16 protein-coding genes and 1 tRNA gene are annotated in these 17,988 nt (G+C 60.2%); 6 read left to right on the top strand and 11 right to left on the bottom strand.

Annotated elements, in window-relative coordinates; genetic code table 11:
• Position 1 precedes the first annotated feature (1 nt).
• Positions 2-1,312, bottom strand: coding sequence for an MFS transporter (locus VF285_RS11035; protein WP_346952666.1), 1,311 nt, complete (start codon positions 1,310-1,312; stop codon positions 2-4).
• Between the two features lie 246 nt (positions 1,313-1,558).
• On the opposite strand from VF285_RS11035, the gene VF285_RS11030 reads away from it, so the two are divergent.
• From VF285_RS11030 to VF285_RS11015, 4 genes are all read left to right on the top strand, one after another.
• Positions 1,559-2,281, top strand: a complete 723-nt coding sequence (locus tag VF285_RS11030) for an MBL fold metallo-hydrolase (protein ID WP_346952665.1) — start codon at positions 1,559-1,561, stop codon at positions 2,279-2,281.
• 131 nt (positions 2,282-2,412) lie between these two features.
• A complete protein-coding gene (locus tag VF285_RS11025; RefSeq protein ID WP_346952664.1) occupies positions 2,413-3,807 on the top strand; it encodes an amidohydrolase family protein in 1,395 nt (464 codons plus the stop codon).
• The gene (locus VF285_RS11020) at positions 3,804-4,514 is read left to right on the top strand and encodes a sulfite exporter TauE/SafE family protein (RefSeq protein WP_346952663.1); all 711 of its coding nucleotides are present in this window, start codon (positions 3,804-3,806) and stop codon (positions 4,512-4,514) included. The genes VF285_RS11025 and VF285_RS11020 overlap by 4 nt, the downstream gene beginning before the upstream one ends.
• An 18-nt stretch (positions 4,515-4,532) precedes the next feature.
• Complete coding sequence (locus tag VF285_RS11015; RefSeq protein ID WP_346952662.1) at positions 4,533-5,549, top strand: LacI family DNA-binding transcriptional regulator; 1,017 nt, start codon at positions 4,533-4,535, stop codon at positions 5,547-5,549.
• Positions 5,550-5,559: 10 nt separating this feature from the next.
• Here VF285_RS11015 and VF285_RS11010 read toward each other — a convergent pair whose 3' ends face one another.
• From VF285_RS11010 to VF285_RS11000, 3 genes are all read right to left on the bottom strand, one after another.
• Positions 5,560-6,882 carry a uracil-xanthine permease family protein gene (locus VF285_RS11010; RefSeq protein ID WP_346952661.1) on the bottom strand — a complete coding sequence of 441 codons (1,323 nt, stop codon included), beginning with the start codon at positions 6,880-6,882 and terminating at the stop codon, positions 5,560-5,562.
• 199 nt (positions 6,883-7,081) lie between these two features.
• Positions 7,082-7,930, bottom strand: coding sequence for an S-formylglutathione hydrolase (gene fghA, locus VF285_RS11005; protein WP_346952660.1), 849 nt, complete (start codon positions 7,928-7,930; stop codon positions 7,082-7,084).
• A 39-nt stretch (positions 7,931-7,969) separates the two neighbouring features.
• Positions 7,970-9,076: an S-(hydroxymethyl)glutathione dehydrogenase/class III alcohol dehydrogenase gene (locus VF285_RS11000; protein WP_346952659.1), complete on the bottom strand. Its 1,107-nt coding sequence runs from the start codon at positions 9,074-9,076 to the stop codon at positions 7,970-7,972.
• A gap of 196 nt (positions 9,077-9,272) precedes the next feature.
• Here VF285_RS11000 and VF285_RS10995 point away from each other — a divergent pair, with 196 nt between their 5' ends.
• Positions 9,273-10,961 (top strand): SulP family inorganic anion transporter, encoded by a 1,689-nt coding sequence (locus VF285_RS10995; protein WP_346952658.1) that lies wholly within the window; start codon positions 9,273-9,275, stop codon positions 10,959-10,961.
• Positions 10,962-10,984: 23 nt separating this feature from the next.
• Here the strand turns inward: VF285_RS10995 and VF285_RS10990 are convergent.
• Positions 10,985-11,074 (bottom strand) — tRNA-Ser (locus tag VF285_RS10990).
• 55 nt (positions 11,075-11,129) lie between these two features.
• On the opposite strand from VF285_RS10990, the gene VF285_RS10985 reads away from it, so the two are divergent.
• Positions 11,130-12,110: an NAD(P)H-quinone oxidoreductase gene (locus VF285_RS10985; protein ID WP_346952657.1), complete on the top strand. Its 981-nt coding sequence runs from the start codon at positions 11,130-11,132 to the stop codon at positions 12,108-12,110.
• Positions 12,111-12,187: 77 nt separating this feature from the next.
• Here the strand turns inward: VF285_RS10985 and pnp are convergent, their stop codons facing one another.
• From pnp to ilvN, 6 genes are all read right to left on the bottom strand, one after another.
• The gene (pnp, locus tag VF285_RS10980; protein WP_346952656.1) at positions 12,188-14,335 is read right to left on the bottom strand and encodes a polyribonucleotide nucleotidyltransferase; all 2,148 of its coding nucleotides are present in this window, start codon (positions 14,333-14,335) and stop codon (positions 12,188-12,190) included.
• Positions 14,336-14,446: 111 nt separating this feature from the next.
• Positions 14,447-14,716 (bottom strand): 30S ribosomal protein S15, encoded by a 270-nt coding sequence (rpsO, locus tag VF285_RS10975; protein WP_346952655.1) that lies wholly within the window; start codon positions 14,714-14,716, stop codon positions 14,447-14,449.
• Positions 14,717-14,838: 122 nt separating this feature from the next.
• Positions 14,839-15,642: a CDP-diacylglycerol--serine O-phosphatidyltransferase gene (pssA, locus tag VF285_RS10970; protein WP_414648127.1), complete on the bottom strand. Its 804-nt coding sequence runs from the start codon at positions 15,640-15,642 to the stop codon at positions 14,839-14,841.
• On the bottom strand, positions 15,626-16,306 hold the full coding sequence (locus VF285_RS10965; RefSeq protein WP_346952653.1) for a phosphatidylserine decarboxylase: 681 nt from the start codon (positions 16,304-16,306) through the stop codon (positions 15,626-15,628). Before VF285_RS10965 ends, pssA begins: the two co-directional genes overlap by 17 nt.
• Before the next feature lie 114 nt (positions 16,307-16,420).
• Complete coding sequence (gene ilvC / locus VF285_RS10960) at positions 16,421-17,437, bottom strand: ketol-acid reductoisomerase (RefSeq protein WP_346952652.1); 1,017 nt, start codon at positions 17,435-17,437, stop codon at positions 16,421-16,423.
• A gap of 55 nt (positions 17,438-17,492) precedes the next feature.
• Positions 17,493-17,984: an acetolactate synthase small subunit gene (ilvN, locus tag VF285_RS10955; protein ID WP_346952651.1), complete on the bottom strand. Its 492-nt coding sequence runs from the start codon at positions 17,982-17,984 to the stop codon at positions 17,493-17,495.
• Positions 17,985-17,988: the final 4 nt, after the last annotated feature.

Here is a 17,988-nt window from a genome sequence, read left to right as displayed (position 1 = left end):
TCTACGAGACCAACTCCAGATCCGCGTGCTTGGTATCGGGGGTCATCGCCAACGCGATGACGGCCGCCACGGCGTAGCACATGATCATCAGTCCGATATAAATGTACGCGTGGTGAATGCCAAAGGCGTTCAGCAGCAACCCGGCCAGGATGGGGACGAGCCCACCGCCATACACCTGCGAGATCTGATAGGCCGCGCTGGCACCTGAAGCCCGGTACTTGGTCGGGAAATTCTCGGTATAGAACGTAGGCACCGCCCCATAACCGAAGCCAAAGACAAACCCGAAGCTGATGATTTCCGCAATGGCGGCCCACCAATAGCTGCCCGTATTGATGACGTAAAAGTAGGGGATTGCCGACAAGAAGGCCACCACCGCAGCGATCATCAGCACCGTGCGGCGATTGATGTAATCCGTCAGCAGCGAACCTATCAGCATGAAGACAAACATGGACGCCGCCGCAATCAGCCCGATGGACTCGGCCTCTTCTGGAGTGAATCCCACGGCCTTCATGTAGCTGGACCCGAAAACGAAGCTCAGGAAGAACACCCCCCCAAACATTGCGTTGACCAGCGACGTCCGCAACACACGGCCCGGCATTTCGCGCCACACTTGGCTGGCAGGGCTCCTGAGTGTGTCATTCTTGGCCTTGTAGCCTTCGAAAACGAAACTGTCTTCCGTCCGAATCCGGATCACGATCCCGACCACTGCCACCAGGAAACCAAAGAAGAAGAACAGGCGCCAGCCCCACTCCATGAAGTGCGCGGGCGTCATCATAGACCGCACCAATAGCACTGAACCAAAGCCGAGCAGCAGGCCGATGGGGATCGCGAATCCTACCCAGGCGCCCCAGAATGCCCGGAATTTTGAGTGTGCCGCCTGTTCCACCACCCAAGTCGATGCAGTACCGAACTCGGCACCAAAACTGATGCCCTGCAGCAACCGAAAGATGATGAGAAGGACGGCTGCAGAGGCGCCTATCGTGTCATACGAAGGCGTCAGCCCGATGAGCAAAGTGCTCAGCCCCATCAGCACCAGGGCATACACCATGGCATCCTTGCGGCCGACCCGATCCGCAATGTTGCCGAAAATATACGCCCCGACTGGCCGGATGATGATGCCCAGCCCATACACACCAATGGCTGCCGCGATGGAAGCCAAAGACGGGAGCTTGAAAAACACGGTGCCCCACACCGTGGCTGCAATGATGCCAGCGACCAGGTAATCGTACTGCTCGATAATCGACCCAATGATGCTTGCGAGCGCCACCTTGAAAATCCGGTGCTCGCTCGGTTGAAGTTGCGTACCCTTCATGATCTGCCCCCACCAAGAAAAGACGTGGCCACTCCTGCAGGAGTGGAGTCCTCCCCCTCATCTGGAACCAGATTCAAGCCAGGCGGCTCCGGGTTCATGGTCTCCATGCCCGACGCTCGCGGCAACTCGCATGCCTATTGCAAGGACGCATTACCGGCGACTCGATTGCTGCTTTCGCTTCATATGACGGCAAAAGCGAGGAATGGTTCAAAATGTAAAGGTCAGACCAACCAGGAACCTATCCCCATGAGCACTATCGATGAAATCGCCCCCGACATCTTTCGGATCACAACCTACGTTTCTGCAGCAGATCTGCAGTTCAGTCAGTTCCTGATCCGTGACGACGAGCCACTGCTCTATCACACCGGCCACAACCGTCTGTTTCCCGAAGTATTGGCCGCAGTGCGGTCATTGATCAAGCCCGAGGCACTGCGCTGGATCGGCTTCAGCCACAACGAGTCCGACGAGAACGGTTCGCTGAACCAGTGGCTGGAACAGGCCCCCCATGCCACCGCCCTGGCGGGCGTGGTGGCCGCCGCGACAGGGGTAAACGACGTGGCCATTCGACCGCCTCGTGTGCTGCAAGATGACGAGCGGCTCTGTACGGGCCGGCACACCCTTCGGTTCCTGATCACCCCTTACGTGCCCCACAGTTGGGAATCCAGTCTGCTCTTTGATGAAACCGAGCAGGTGCTGTTCTGTTCCGACTTGTTCGTGCAACACGGAAATCCACCGCTCGTGCGCGACGACATCCTTACACCGGCCATCGCCGATCTGCAAAGAAACCAGAGCACCCCGTTTCGAGATTCCATCCCCTTTACGTCACGCACTCGCCCCACCCTCGCACGCTTGGCCGCTCTGAAGCCCAAGACGCTGGCCACCATGCACGGCTCCGTTTTCCATGGAGACTGTGCCCCTGTACTCAACGCACTAGGAGAGAAACTGGAAGAAGTGCTGGTCACAGCATAGAAGTTCCTGTTTGCCGGGGCACAGGCAGACGGGTACAATCTTTTCTATCGCCCAAATCGATTTCGTAGAAAAAGGCAGCACCGAATCCGGATGTTGCCAGATCCCCGAACAACGCGGTGCCAGGAGAAAAAATGCACGAGCTCAGAAGCATGCACAAACAGCCCGTGCTGCTGCTCCCGGAATGGGCCCTGTTGCCAGATGGACCCCACGAAAAATGGGCTGTGCTGGTCGAACAAGGCCGTATTGCCGCCACCGGGCCGGCAGCACAGTTCACAGACTCGGAGACGGTCCGCGTGACACTCCCGCGCCGGCTATTAATGCCTGGATTCATCGACGCGCACCATCACTTGACTCAATCGTTCGGCAAGGCCTTGGTCTTCGGGGAGCCCTCGGAGATCTTCAAGCGGGTCTGGGTGCCCATGGAACAATACATGGATGCTGAAGCGATCGAGACCGCGACCCGGCTTGCCGCCTGGGAATCGCTACGCGGGGGGTTCACGACCGTCGCTGACGCAGGCACGCGCGCTTCTGTGGACGTGGATGCCATTGCCCACGTGACGTCGGAAGTCGGGCTACGGTGCGTATTGAGCGTGATCTGCAACGATTTACAGGGCGGCGCACCCACTGCCACCCGTGAGCAGATCGTCACCCTTGCACAACGCCATCTCAGTCGGTGGCACGAAGACGAGCTGACCCACCCATCGCTGGCGATTTCCATTCCCGAAGCAGCGACGGACGAAGTCCTGGTTGCCGTATCGGCTCTCGCTCGGGAAGCGAGAGTACCCTTTCAGACTCACCTCAACGAGCATCTGGCTGCTGTCGAGCGCTCACTTGTGGCGACAGGATGGCGACCCCTGCAACGGCTGGCTCACCTGGGCGCCTTGGGGCCCGAGCTCCTCGCCGCCCACGCAACGTTGCTGACATCCGACGAAATCATGCTGCTGCGCGACAGCGGCGGTGCCATCAGCTACAACCCGGTCGCCAGCGCCTGGAAAGGCAACGCAGTCGCCCCCGCGCTGCTTTTGAGTGAGCTGGGCGTGCGCGTCGGGCTGGGAACAGATGGCACTCGCAGTGATGCCTTCAGGCTGGTGGACGCCGCAGAAACCGCACAGCGGCTGGCCTACACCATGGCGGCTGGCGATTCTTCATCAGGCGGCGGCTGGCGGTGGCTGGATCAAGGGCTTCGCGGAGGCGCAGACGCCGTGGGGTTACGCGGCAAGGTCGGTGAAATCACCCCAGGTGCCTTTGCCGACCTCCTGGTCGTGAAGCTGGACACTCCGGAATTCGTCCCATCCTGGGATCTGGAGTGGGAACTGGTGCGCCTGGCAAACCGCGATCAGATCGAAGCCGTGATCGTACAGGGCCGTCTGCGCCTGGACCGAGGCCAACCAGTCGGGTGGGACGGCGACACCCTCTTGAGAAAGGCGCGCGAAATCTCCGCCCGCATCATATCGGCAGCACCCATACAGCGCGTAGACCCCTCGGCCGGCGAGCATCGCGCACGCTGGAAGGCGCAGCACGCATGACCACGACTGCCTTTTTTCTGATTGGCCTGACCGTCTTCGTCTCGGCTTTTGCTCAGGGAGCAAGCGGGATGGGCTTCGCCATGCTGGCCGCTCCCGTGGTCACCCTGTTCGCGCCGAGCCTCATCCCCGTCATGCTGCTGATACTCATGGTGCCGCTGAACGCCTACATCGGCTGGCGCGAGCACGCCGCGATTCACTGGCAAGGGGTCAAGCTCATCAGCGTAGGGCGCTTCGTCGGTACCTTCTTCGGATTGTGGATTCTGCTCGTCGTCAACCTGCATCAGCTTGCGCTCCTCATCGGCTGGTCCACCTTGGTCGCCGCGGTAGTCGCCCTGCTGTCCCCCTCGTTCGATATGAATCGAACCGGTTTGGGCATCGTGGGACTGATCACCGGGGTCACCGAAACATCCACCGGCGTGGGCGGCCCGCCACTCGCCCTGGCGTACCAGCACAAACGAGGCCCCGTGCTTCGTTCCACCGTGGCGCTGTGTTTTCTGGTGGGTGAAATCATCTCTTTGATCGTGCTCGCATTCAGCGGCAAGATCACGTCGGACATCCTGCTGATGTCGGCCGGCATGTTGCCTTTCCTCGCGCTAGGTTCATACGCCAGCAAGTTCGTGCACCATCGCCTCGATGGCCCCCTGTTGCGTTACATCGTGTTAGGATTCTCCAGCCTCTCAGGAATCGCCGTCATCCTGCAGGCGTAAACGCAACGTTCAGGTTTTATGACCACCAGTCAACAGAAGCACAAGCGTGTCACGATTGCAGATGTCGCCCGCGAGGCGGGACTGTCACCCACCACAGTGTCACATTCGCTGAACGGCATCGGACAGGTCGACCCTGAAACTCGTCAGCACGTCAAGGACGTTGCCGCACGCCTGCGATACAGACCTAGCGTGCGGGCGCAACGCCTGCGAACCGGGCGCTCACATGCCATTGCGCTCCTCTCTTCGATGCCCGCTGCCGTGTCTGCCGGCGCATCCCAACTGGGCTTTTTCACCGAACTGGCCATGGGGTCGGCCCGGACCGCACTACTGCGCGGCTACGTGTTGCTGCTGGCCCCGCCCGTCGACGAATGCAATCCCCTGGCCCTGCTCGACATGGACGGGGCCATTCTGCTGGAACCCGCACCCCACGACCCGATTGCTCAAGAACTCGAAGAGAGATCCATTCCCTATGTCACGATCGGTGGACGCCCGGGACCGGAAAACATCGATCTGCAACACGAACGCGCAGCAGAACTGTTGCTGATGCACTTGCTCGAAGCAGGTGCCCGCGCCCCGGGGCTGGTGCTGGGCTCCAGCGGCCGAGAGTCCCAGCAGGCTTTTCGGGAGTGTTACGTGAACCTGGCACACCGGAAAAAATTTGCACCCGTGCTGGCCGAAGCGCCCGAAGGCGGCGGGGAACAGGCGGGTTATGAGGCCACCCGACGGCTGCTAGAAAGGCACCCCGAGCTGGATGCCCTATGCGTGCCCATCGACACATTCGCCAGCGGCGCCGCACGGGCTGCGGCAGACTCTGGCCGAACCGTCGGGCGGGACCTGCTGCTGACCACCCGCTACGACGGGCTGCGCGCGCAAACCTGCCAACCCCCGCTGACCGCCGTGGATCTGCACCTGAATGCGGTGTCCCATGCGGCCGTCAGTACTCTGCTGGAGCTTCTGTCCACCGGCGAGGTGCAGCTCTCAGGTGACTTGCCGGCGCCCACGTTGATAAAGCGGGCATCGACCATGCGCATCTGAGCAGCCGGCATCAAATCCGGTAGTTGGCTGGCCGCGCCTCTACCCGAGGCTTTTTGTCTTCCTGGCTACCGGAATCATCACCACGTCCGGTATGGTGGAAGAGCAGATTCAAGAGCACGGCCACCAGCGCGCTCATGGCCACCCCGCTGCCGATGATGGCGGACAGGTTTTCCGGGAGACGATGGTACATGCCGGGAATGAGAACCGGCAGCAACCCCAGGGCCAGCGCGAGCGTGCAAGTCACCAGATTGCCGGTCTTCGTGAAGTCCACGCGGGCGAGCATCTGAATCCCCAGAACACTGATGATGGCAAACACGACAACTGCCGTCCCTCCCACCACTGCTGCCGGAATGCCATTGAGAATACGAGCCAACGGAGTGAAGCCAATCAGAATCAGCAAAATACCCGCAAAGGCTGTGACATAGCGGCTGCGAACACCGCTGGCACGCACGATCCCGATGTTTTCTCCACTGGTGACCATAGCGGGAGTCCCAAAGAACCCGCCGATGATGGAAATGATCCCATCTGATCGAATGACTCGGGGTACATCGCGCGTAGCGACCACCTCACGGCCCACGATTTCACCGTTGATGACGGTCTGCCCCGTCGCCTCAGCCATCGAGGCCAGACTCCACACCAACATGGGGATTGCCGCAATGAGATCCAGATGTGGCAGACCAAACGGGAGAAACGCCGGCGCGCTGAATGCCGGGCCTGCCAAGTGAGCACTGAAAGACGTCTGGCCAAGGAGCATTGCGAAGATCGTGCCCCCAATCAACCCCAGGGCCACCGACAGCTGGCGGCAGAAGCCGCGCAGGAAGCGAAAGCACAAGACGGTCAGAACCAAAGTCACCAGGGCCAGCAGAAGCCCCATGGGGTCACCGAAGTGCGGCGTCCCGGGGCGGCCAGTCACCAATTGCCCAGTCACCTTGACCAGATTGATCCCGATGACGACCACCATCGTGCCAATGACCAAGGGTGGAAAGTACTTCAGGACACGGACGAATACGGTCACCGTCAGAATGTAGAAGATACCGGTCAGAATCACCGCGCCCGCCGCTGTCTGCAAGTCTGTCCCGTGGGCGATCGAAATGAACAGAATCGTGGCCGCCCCGCCTGGCAGCATGACGAACGGCAGTCTGACGCCCACCTTCCAGATCCCGACTGACTGCAGGATGGACCCTAGCCCGCTGAACACGAAGACGCTGGACAACAGCGCCGACGCAAGATCGTCCGGCAGGCTCAGCGCGCTGGCAATCAGAAATACAGACGAGATCGGGGTGGCCACCATCACGAGAATGTGTTGGATGGCAAACAAGATCAGTGTATGCACTGGTCGAACCTGATCTACAGGGTGGACACTGCTTGCCACAGGGGCGTCGAGTGCAGGATGAGAAGTCTCCATCGCCTTGTCTCTCGTCAGAGTAATTATTGTAGAAATCGATTTAGTCCACATTTATTCTTCAACCAAATCGATTTGCGTTGATGGTGTGCCTAAGCAGTTTTACTGTCAAGACAGGGTTTTTACGGAGCTACGTACCCAGCTGCTCGGCGTGAAACCGCAGGTGAGATTCCATCATCGTGGACACGAAGTAGTAACCGTGGTCGTAGCCTTCGCGCCGGTTCAGGGTCAGAGGCTGCTGCGCCCGCCGACAGGCTTTTTCGAACACTTCGGGCAACAGCTGACCCTCGGCGAGGAAGCGGTCGTCCAGCCCCTGGTCAACGAGGATACCCTTGGGAAACGGGGTACGCATGCCCGCCATCAGTGCCGAGGCGTCATGAAATTCCCAGGCCGACTGATCGTCCCCCAGGTAAGCCGTGAAAGCCTTCTTGCCCCAAGGACAACGGCTCGGAGCCGCAATGGGCGCGAAGGCAGAAACACTGCGAAAAAGGTCCGGATGCTTGAGGGCCAGGGTCAGTGCACCATGCCCGCCCATGGAATGCCCAAAAATGCCTAAGCGATCATTGGCACCCAGCTCGGTCTGCAACAATTCGGGCAACTCTTCAGCCACGTAGTTTTCCATCCGGTAGGCCGTGGACCAGCCGGGCGTGGTGGCATTCAGATAAAAGCCCGCGCCCAGCCCCAGGTCCCAATCCTGGTCTTCGCCGGGCACGTGCGCATCTCGGGGCGAGGTGTCGGGCGACAGCAGCATCAGGCCCAATTCGGCAGCGACACGTTGAGCACCCGCCTTCAGTGCAAATGTTTCTTCGTTGGCCGTCAGTCCTGCCAGGAAGAGCAGCGCCGGAACCGGCTCACCGCGCACCGCCTGAGGCGGCACAAATACAGAGAAGCGCATCGGCAGGCCGATGGCGATCGAATCATGCTTGTAGAAGCGCTGTTCACCCCCGAAGCAACCATGTCGACTCGTCAATTCCAACATACATCCTCCTGAACATGAATCGAATGACTCCCCCCACCCTCAGTATTCGACCACCGTGCGGATGGACTCGCCTCGATGCATCAGGTCGAAGCCTTCGTTGATCCGCTCCAGCGGCAATTTGTGCGTGATCAGGTCATCGATGTTGATCTTGCCATCCATGTACCAATCGACAATGCGCGGCACGTCCGTGCGGCCCCGGGCGCCACCAAAAGCGGAGCCCTTCCAGACCCGACCGGTCACCAGTTGAAATGGACGAGTGGAGATCTCGGCGCCGGCTTCAGCCACGCCAATGATGATCGCCTGCCCCCAGCCCCGATGGCAGCACTCCAGCGCCTGGCGCATCACCCGGGTGTTGCCTATGCATTCAAAGGAGTAGTCGGCTCCGCCGTCTGTGAGCTGCACCAGGTGATCCACGAGATTATCCACATTCTTGGGGTTGACGAAATGGGTCATCCCGAAGCGGCGTGCGATGGCTTCTCGCTCGGGGTTCAGATCGACTCCGATGATCTTGTCCGCACCCACCATGCGGGCCCCCTGAATGACGTTGAGCCCGATGCCGCCCAGACCGAACACGACCACGTTGGCACCCGCCTCAACCTTGGCCGTGAAGATCACGGCCCCCAGGCCTGTGGTGACTCCACAGCCGATATAGCAGATCTTGTCGAAGGGAGCGTCTTCACGCACTTTGGCGAGCGCGATTTCGGGCACCACGATGTGATTCGCAAAGGTGGAAGTACCCATGTAATGATGCAATGGCTGACCGTTCACGCTGAAGCGAGACGTGCCATCCGGCATCAGCCCCTTGCCCTGGGTCGACCGGATGGCCGTGCACAGATTGGTCTTGCGCGACAGGCAGGATTTGCACTGACGGCATTCAGGCGTATAGAGCGGGATCACGTGATCACCCGGTTTGAGCGAGCTGACACCAGGGCCCACTTCCAGTACCACGCCCGCCCCTTCGTGCCCCAGAATCGCCGGGAACAGACCCTCTGGGTCAGCACCCGACAGGGTATAGGCGTCGGTATGACAGATGCCCGTGGCCTTGATTTCGACCAGGACTTCAAACGCCTTGGGTCCGGCAAGATCGACGTCTTCGATGGTGAGGGGAGCGCCCGCCTTCCAGGCAACAGCTGCTTTGGTTTTCATGAAAGGTCTCCAAGGAGGCAAAGTGTGCAGAGATCTGAAGGCCCCCACTGTAACCCATGCAGCAACCCGCGCTACCCAGGCGCCTTCGTCCAAGCGACCGACGACGAGCCTGCACGGACAGGACGTATCATGGTGCCTTCAACGACGTGCCCCCACAGACCCATAGACCTCACAGACCACAAGGACAAACACGACCGTGGCCTCTTCGACCTCGAGCCTCAGCTTTCGCGATCTGTACACGCCCAAGATCTTCACAGTACTCAAACAAGGCTACGGACTGCCCAGTCTGAGGGCCGACGCAATCTCGGGGCTGACCGTCGCCATCGTCGCGCTCCCGCTGTCGATGGCCATCGCCATCGCATCGGGCGTCACGCCAGACCGAGGACTTTACACGTCCATCATCGGCGGATTCATCGTGTCCGCCTTCGGCGGCAGCCGTTTCCAGATTGGTGGGCCAGCCGGGGCCTTCATCGTGCTGGTCGCAGCCGCCGTCGCCCAGCATGGCGTGGAAGGACTTCTGCTGGCGACGCTGCTCTCCGGGCTCATGCTGGCCGCCATCGGCTTTCTGCGCCTGGGCACTTTCATCAAATACATCCCCTATCCCGTGACGGTCGGCTTCACCGCGGGTATTGCCGTCATCATTTTCGCCAGCCAAATCCGCGACCTGTTCGGATTGCATCTGGAACACGAACCCGGCCCGCTACTGCCAAAATTGCAAGCACTTGGCGCTGCTCTGCCGACCGCCACACCTGCGGCAATCCTGCTCGCAGTCATCACCATTGGCATCATCGCCCTTCTTCGGCGGTATCGCCCACACTGGCCTTCCTACCTCATCGCCATCGCGGTCGCAGCGCTCTGTGCCTCGCTGTTCAGTCTGCCGGTCCAGACCATCGGCACCCAGTTTGGAGGGATTCCCCAAATCCTCCCTACCCCTCATCTGCCTGAGGTCACCTACGCGAAAGTGCTGGACGTACTGCCCAACGCATTGGCGTTCACCTTGCTGGGCTGCATTGAAAGCCTTCTGTCGGCCGTCGTGGCAGACTCCATGACGGGACGGCGCCACCGGTCCAACTGCGAACTGGTGGCACAAGGGCTCGCTAACATTGCGTCTCCGCTGTTCGGCGGCATCTGCGTGACAGGCAACATCGCGCGCACGGCGACCAATGTACGCGCGGGTGCACGCGGACCAATCTCCGGGATGCTGCACTCTGTCTTCCTGCTGCTCTTCGTACTGGTCGCAGCACCTGCCGCCTCTTACATCCCGCTGGCGGGTCTGGCAGGCGTGCTTGCCGTCGTATCCTGGAACATGGTCGAGAAGCACGCCTTCGCCGTGCTGATGCGCGCATCGTGGGGAGACGCCGTCGTACTGCTCGTCACGTTTTTGCTGGTGATCTTCCGCGACCTCAGCGAAGGCATCCTGGTCGGGTTTGCTCTCAGCGCCCTGCTGTTCATGCACCGCATGGCTCAAAGCGTCGAGGTGGAGCACAGCCACCCTCAAGTAGCGGACGACAGATCGGACAACGACGTGGATGGCCCCCTCGAGGACGACGAACAGGCCGCCGCCGAAGGCCGCAACATCGCCATCATCCGGGTGACTGGCGCATTTTTCTTCGGAGCGACCTCGGCTGTCGAGTCAGTGCTCGATCGCATCGGCGACCACCCCAAGGCCTACGTGGTGGATCTTTCCGAGGTTTCGATTCTGGATTCGACGGGCGTCGCCACGCTGGAGGGCCTGGCCAGAAAAGCCAATCAACGCGGGGCCCACCTCTACATCACCGGCGCTTCGCGAACCACTCGGCGCACACTATTGCGACACGGCATTCGAAACACCGGGGCTCGATTTCGCAGGGACGTGAAAAGCGCGCTCGCAAGCGTGCAACGCTAAATGGCGTACCCAAAGGCAGTGACTGGCGGAAGCGGTGAGATTCGAACTCACGGATGGATTGCTCCATCGCCGGTTTTCAAGACCGGTCCATTCAACCACTCTGGCACGCTTCCGCTGAAGACCGCAAGTGTAGCGCATAATGCAGGCTGAAACCGCGAAGGAGCCTGCATGCAAGCCATTGAAATCACTCAGCCCGGTGGCCCCGAAGTCCTGCAACTGACACAGCGGCCCAAGCCGGTGCCGGGGCCGGGCGAGGTCCTGATCGAAGTTCACGCTGCAGGGATCAATCGCCCTGATGTCTTTCAGCGTCAGGGCAGCTATCCGCCGCCAGCCGGCGCCTCTGATCTGCCCGGTCTCGAGGTCGCAGGGACCATCGTGGGTGGAGACCCCTCTCCTACTGGCCTGAAGCAAGGCGACTCTGTCTGTGCTCTGCTGGCAGGCGGCGGCTACGCACAGTACTGCGTGGCCCCCGCCGTGCAATGCCTGCCCGCACCCAAAGGTCTATCCATGGTCGAAGCGGCGGCCTTGCCAGAAACCTACTTCACGGTCTGGAGCAATGTGTTCGATCGCGGTCGCCTGAATGCGGGTGAGACCCTCCTGGTGCACGGCGGCGCAAGCGGCATAGGCACCACAGCCATCATGTTGGCGCGGGCCTTCGGCCACACCGTTTATGCCACAGCGGGCAGCGACGAACGCGTCCGTGCCATCGAAGCCATGGGCTGCACACATGGCATCAACTACCATACCCAGGATTTTGTCGCCGAAACCAAAGCACTCACCCAAGGGCTTGGCGTGGATGTCATCCTCGACATGGTGGCCGGCAAATACCTGGAACGCAATATTCAAGCACTGGCCGATGATGGCCGTCTGGTGGTCATTGCACTCCTGGGGGGCAGCAAGGGTACGCTCTACTGCAACGACATCATGCGCCGCCGCCTTACCGTCACCGGGTCCACGCTGCGCTCACGCCCCCCTGCCTTCAAGGGGCACGTCGCACTCGCGCTGCACCAGCACGTCTGGCCGCTGCTCGAAGCCGGCACCATCCGACCCAGGATTCACGCCACCTTTCCACTGGCCGATGCGGCCAAAGCGCACGCCATGATGGATTCCGGCGAGCAGATCGGCAAGATCGTACTGACGATGGAGTGATTGCCCAGTAAAAAGGGCACCCTGGGGTGCCCTTTTTACTTCAGAACGGCCCCCTTGCGAGGGCCGCGTACTGTTTCCTACTGTTCGTGTGAAGCCGTAGGCGCCGCGGGGCCACCCTGTGCTTCGATGCCACCGATTGCCTTGACCGACAGGCGCAGACGCCCACGTTCGTCGGCCTCGATGACCTTCACCCGCACCGACTGCCCGACCTTCAACACGTCGTTGATATCGGCAATGCGATAGTTGGCGATTTCGGAGATGTGCAGCAGGCCGTCGCGACCCGGCAGCACCTGGACGATGGCACCGAAGTCGAGCAGACGTTGCACCGTACCCTGGTACTCTTGCCCCACCTCGACGTCGGCCGTGAGTTCCTTGATGCGGCGTTCGGCTTCGTGAGCCTTATCCAGATCCGCACTGGAAATCGTGATGTTGCCATCGTCGCTGATGTCGATGTGCGTGCCGGTTTCTTCGGTCAGGGCCCGGATCGTCGCACCACCCTTGCCGATCACGTCGCGGATCTTCTCGGGATTGATCTTCATTTGCAGCATGCGCGGCGCAAAATCCGACAACTCGGTCCGCGAACCATTGATGGCGTCACGCATCTTTTGCAAGATGTGCAAACGGCCTTCGCGCGCTTGGGCCAGGGCGATCTGCATGATCTCCTTGGTGATGCCCTGGATCTTGATGTCCATCTGCAGCGCAGTGACCCCATGATCGGTCCCCGTCACCTTGAAATCCATGTCGCCCAGGTGATCTTCATCACCCAGGATGTCCGTCAGCACGGCAAACTTGTTGCCGTCCTTGATCAGGCCCATGGCCACACCCGCCACGTGATCCTTGATGGGTACGCCGGCATCCATCATCGACAGGCAGCCCCCACACACCGACGCCATGGACGACGAACCGTTGGACTCCATGATTTCCGACACCACGCGAATGGTGTACTGGAATTCTTCGGGCGGCGGCAGCAAGGCCAACAGGGCGCGCTTGGCCAGACGACCGTGACCGATCTCGCGGCGCTTGGGCACACCAAAACGCCCGGTTTCCCCAGTGGCGAACGGCGGCATGTTGTAGTGCATCATGAAACGATCACGGTATTCACCCATGATGGAATCGATGATTTGTTCGTCTTGCTTGGTCCCCAGCGTCGTGACCGCCAGCGATTGCGTTTCACCACGCGTGAACAGGGCTGAGCCGTGAGCACGCGGCAGCACACCCAAACGGATGCTGATGGGACGCACGGTGCGCGTGTCGCGCCCGTCGATCCGGGGCTCACCGCGCAGGATACGGCCGCGCACGATTTCAGCTTCGAGCGCGAACAACAGGTTTTCGACTTCAACTTCGTCAGGCGCCGATTCACTGCGCGCTGCTGCATGTTCGGCCAGCTTGGCCTTGACATCGGCATAGGTCTTGCGCAGCGCCGTCGTGCGTTCTTGCTTGTCGTGAATCTTGTAGACCGCTTCGAGCTCGTCGAAGGCCGCCGCACGGACAGCCGTGGACAGTGCCTCGTTGACCGGCGCCGGCTGCCAATCCCATTCGGGCTTGCCGGCCTCAGCGACCAGGTCGTGAATCGCACTGATGGCGACTTGCATCTGCTCGTGGCCAAACACCACGGCACCTAGCATGATGTCTTCAGGAAGCTGCTTGGCCTCGGATTCGACCATCAGCACAGCCGTTTCCGTTCCAGCGACCACCAGATCCAGCTCGGATTCTTTCAGCTGTGACGTCGTGGGGTTTGCGACATACTGACCATTGACATACGCCACACGAATGCCGCCCACCGGGCCGTTGAATGGAATACCCGAGATGGCCAATGCGGCAGAAGAAGCCAGCATGGCAGGGATATCAGGGTCGATCTCAGGATTGACCGACAGGGTATGGATGATGATCTGGACTTCGTTGTAGAAGCCGTCCGGGAACAATGGGCGCAGCGGACGATCAATCAGTCGAGATGTCAGGATTTCTTTTTCAGACGGTTTACCTTCACGCTTGAAGAATCCACCTGGAATCTTGCCGGCAGCGTAGGTCTTTTCAACATAATCGACTGTCAGCGGGAAGAAGTCTTGGCCCGGCTTGGCCGTCTTGGCCCCCACGACCGTCGCCAGCACCACGGTGTCATCCACGGACACCAGCACCGCACCGGAGGCCTGACGGGCGATCTCACCCGTTTCCAGCACCACCGTGTGGGCACCGTACTGAAACGACTTGCTCACTTTGTTGAACATTGGTTATTCCTTTTACTTACGAAAAAACCGTGTACCCCGCGCCTCAAATCGCGGCATACACGGTTCAAACAAGGGGGAGCCAGGCCTTGCGGCCTTGCAGACCCCGCAGCATTACTTGCGCAGGCCGAGTTTTTCGATCAACGCGCGGTACGAATCCGGCTTGCTACCCTTCAGGTAGTCGAGCAACTTGCGGCGGCGGCTCACCATGCGCAGAAGGCCACGGCGGGAGTGGTGATCTTTGGTGTGAATCTTGAAATGGCCGGTAAGCTCGTTGATACGAGCGGTCAGCAAGGCGACCTGGACTTCAGGAGAACCGGTGTCACCGGCGACGCGCTGAAATTGCGCAACGATGTCAGACTTGACGATATCTGCAACAGACATGCAATGAACCTCTGATACAAGCGGCAGCACCGAGGCGTGCAACCGTGGGTGAGAAAAAAGCGCACGCGATTGCGTGCGCGGGTCACATTATAGCGGATCGCCCCACCCTGCGCCTGATGGCGTCAGGACGGCTCGTCATCATCGGACGCATCAGCGCCATTTCGCATACGCTGCCCCAGCCGACGCGCGCGCCGCACTCGCCAGATCCAGGTGAGCCAGCCCGATACGCTATACAAGATGAACAGCCCAAAAAGCACCACTGGGGGGTCGCTGGAGACGAACACGAATACTGCCACCAGAACGATCATGACCCAGAACGGCACGCTGCGCCCCAGGGCAAAGGATTTGCCACTGAAGAACGGTGCATTGGACACCATGGAGATGCCCGCGTAGACCGTCAGCCCAAAGGCGGCCCAAGGCACGAAACCATCGGAAAGCGACAGCTTGTTGTCGACCGACAACCACACGAAACCCGCCACCAGCGCTGCTGCAGCCGGGCTGGGCAAGCCCTGAAAATACTGTTTGTCGATCTTGCCGATATTGGCGTTGAAACGCGCCAACCGCAAAGCGGCACCCACGACATACACGAACGCCGCCAGCCAGCCCCAGCGTCCCAGACCACGGAGTGACCATTCATACATGACCAAGGCCGGGGCCATGCCGAAAGACATCATGTCGGCCAGTGAATCGTATTGTTCGCCAAATACAGACTGGGTATGCGTCAGGCGCGCCACCCGGCCATCCATGCTGTCGAACACCATGGCGAGGAACACGGCAATGGCCGCAACCTCGAAATTGTGGTTCATCGCCTGCACAACGGCGTAAAAGCCAGCGAACAGATTGGCGGTGGTAAAGGCGTTTGGCAGCAGGTAAATGCTGCGACGCCGCTGAGGCTCATCAGGTAAGGATTCAGACACGGGATTCATCTTCTTGTGAGACGACAGGCAGTTCGGCAAGCACCGTATGGGTCGCATGAACTTTGTCGCCAATGGCCACCCTGGGGCGGGAGCCTGGGGGCAAGTATACGTCCACGCGCGACCCAAAGCGGATGAAGCCATAGCGTTGCCCGGCATACAAATTCTGGCCAATGCGCGCGTGACAAAGAATCCGTTTGGCCACCAAACCTGCCACCTGTACAGCCGTCACGAGCTGGCCATCGGCCGTGCGCAGCACCATGGCATTGCGTTCATTTTCCAGGGAGGCCTTATCGAGCGACGCATTGAAGAACTTGCCCGGAAAATACGTCAGCGACTGCACTTCACCGTCGACCGGACACCGGTTCGAATGCACGTTGAAGACGTTCATGAAGACGCTGATCTTCACGGCAGGCCGGTCTTCCGCATAAGGATCGGCCGCATCTTCAACGCAGACGATACGACCATCGGCAGGGCTAAGGACCAGGCCATCGCCCTCGGGCGCTTCGCGCACCGGGTCGCGAAAGAACTGCAGCGCGAACAGGGTGAAAATCCAGAACGGGATGGCGATCCAGCCGGACCACAACCCCACGAGCAGCGATACGACGACGCTGCCTGCCAGCATGGGCCAGCCTTCTCGGGCGATCAGCGGGTGCGGATAAGGAGGAGTTCTCATGATAGGCGCAAGGATAACCTAATTCAGGGTAAGGAAAAGGGCCAGGTCCCAACGAGACCTGGCCCCCACTGCTGCAAAGCCCTTCTCTGGGACGGGCTCCGCAAACGTCACTGCTTAGTTCTTGCTCTGATCTACCAGCTTATGTGCCGCGATCCAGGGCATCATGGCCCGCAGCTTGCCGCCCACCTGTTCGATTTGCAGTTCGGACGTCAGACGGCGACGTGAAGAGAGTTCTGGCGCACCTGCCGCATTTTCCAGGATGAACTTCTTGGCGTACACACCCGTCTGGATATCGTGCAGCACGTCACGCATGGCAGCGCGCGACTCGTCGTTCACGACGCGCGGGCCACTGACGTACTCACCAAATTCCGCATTGTTGGAAATCGAGTAGTTCATGTTGGCAATGCCGCCTTCGTAGATCAGGTCGACGATGAGCTTGAGTTCGTGGCAGCACTCGAAATAAGCCATTTCAGGAGCGTACCCGGCATTGACCAGCGTCTGGAAGCCGGCCTTGATGAGCTCGACTGCCCCGCCACACAGCACCGCCTGTTCGCCGAACAAGTCGGTTTCGGTTTCTTCGCGGAAGCTGGTTTCGATGATGCCGGCACGACCACCACCATTGGCCATGGTGTACGACAATGCGATGTCGCGGGCTTTGCCGGAATGATCCTGATGCACGGCGATCAGCATCGGAACGCCGCCGCCTTGGGTGTAGGTGCTGCGCACCGTGTGGCCTGGCGCCTTCGGCGCAATCATGATGACGTCGATGTCGGCACGCGGCACGATCTGGCCATAGTGGATATTGAACCCGTGCGCAAACGCCAGCGCGGCACCCGCCTTCATGTTGTCGGCAATCTGGCTGCGATAGACCTGGGCAATGTGCTCGTCAGGCAACAGCATCATGACCACGTCGGCGCCCTTGACGGCCTCGGCAACTTCCTTGACTTCCAGGCCTGCGTTCACGGCCTTGTGCCAGGAAGCACCGCCTTTGCGCAGACCCACGGTGACGTGCACACCCGAATCATGCAGATTCAGCGCATGCGCATGGCCTTGCGAACCATAACCGATGATGGCGACTTGCTTGCCCTTGATGAGGGACAGGTCACAGTCTTTGTCGTAAAAAACTTTCATTGTGTACTCCGTAGATTTTTGTGATTCTAAAGAATGAGGGGTTTGAATGAGGGACTCAGAGCTTGAGGACGCGTTCGCCACGCCCCACCCCCGAAACGCCTGTACGGACGGTTTCCAGGATGGCGCTGCGGTCCAGCGCACCGATAAAGGCCGCGATCTTGTCCTGCACCCCGGTCAGCTCGATGGTGTAGGTCTTGTCCGTGACGTCGATGATGCGGCCTCGAAAGATCTCGGCCATGCGCTTCATCTCTTCGCGTTCCTTACCGACCGCGCGCACCTTGATGAGCATGAGCTCACGTTCGACATGGGGCCCTTCCGACAGATCCACTACCTTCACCACGTCGACCAGGCGATTCAAGTGCTTGGTGATCTGTTCGACAATCTCATCCGAGCCCACGGTGACAATCGTCATGCGCGACAGCGTGGCATCTTCAGTCGGAGCCACGGTCAGGGTCTCGATGTTGTAGCCCCGGGCCGAGAACAGCCCGACCACGCGCGACAGCGCGCCAGGTTCATTTTCGAGCAATACGGAAATGACGTGTTTCATGATT

It is taken from the genome of Castellaniella sp., from assembly GCF_036379515.1.
Classification (GTDB): domain Bacteria; phylum Pseudomonadota; class Gammaproteobacteria; order Burkholderiales; family Burkholderiaceae_B; genus Castellaniella.
This window is presented reverse-complemented; position numbering and strand designations above follow the sequence as displayed.